At 38.5% G+C, this 496-nt stretch carries 2 protein-coding genes; both read left to right on the top strand.

What is annotated here, in order from left to right; translation table 11 throughout:
* Nucleotides 1-191 precede the first annotated feature (191 nt).
* Nucleotides 192-380 (top strand): type II toxin-antitoxin system HicA family toxin, encoded by a 189-nt coding sequence (locus A7A69_RS13350; RefSeq protein ID WP_152878057.1) that lies wholly within the window; start codon nt 192-194, stop codon nt 378-380.
* Nucleotides 371-496: type II toxin-antitoxin system HicB family antitoxin (locus A7A69_RS16975; RefSeq protein ID WP_171500827.1), on the top strand; the 126-nt coding region annotated here is incomplete at its 3' end. The genes A7A69_RS13350 and A7A69_RS16975, both read left to right, overlap by 10 nt.

Below are 496 nucleotides of genomic sequence, written 5' to 3'. Positions count from 1 at the left end.
CTTTAAACTTTGAGTTTCTTAGACATGGTGTTTATGTTGTGCCATTACTCATAATTATCTGGGGCATTTATCAGGCACGGGAAGCATATAAAAAGAAGCTGAAACGAGTATACGGAAGATGAATCCCGCTACCTTCGGGTAGTTTTTAATTTTATACGTAAATATTTATAAAAGTTGTGTATAATTACACAATGAACAGCGAAGAAATTCTCAAACGCTTAGTACAGGAATTCTGGATCAAAGTGGGTGGTAATGGCGACCATGAAAAATTTAAACATCCTGAAAAATCAGGTCATGTTGTCGTACCACACCCACGTAAAGACATGCCGATCGGAACTTTGCGCAACATATATAAACAAGCTGGTTGGGAATGGAGGTAAGTGTGTTGTATCCCGTATATGTCCATAAAGACCAAGACTCTGCTTATGGCCTAACTTTTCCTGATCTTGAAGGTTGCTTTAGTGCTGCTGATGACATGCAAGATATTCAGCATATG

Origin of the sequence: Acinetobacter guerrae (assembly GCF_009372255.1) — a bacterium.
Taxonomy (GTDB): Bacteria; Pseudomonadota; Gammaproteobacteria; order Pseudomonadales; family Moraxellaceae; genus Acinetobacter; species Acinetobacter guerrae.
This window is presented reverse-complemented; position numbering and strand designations above follow the sequence as displayed.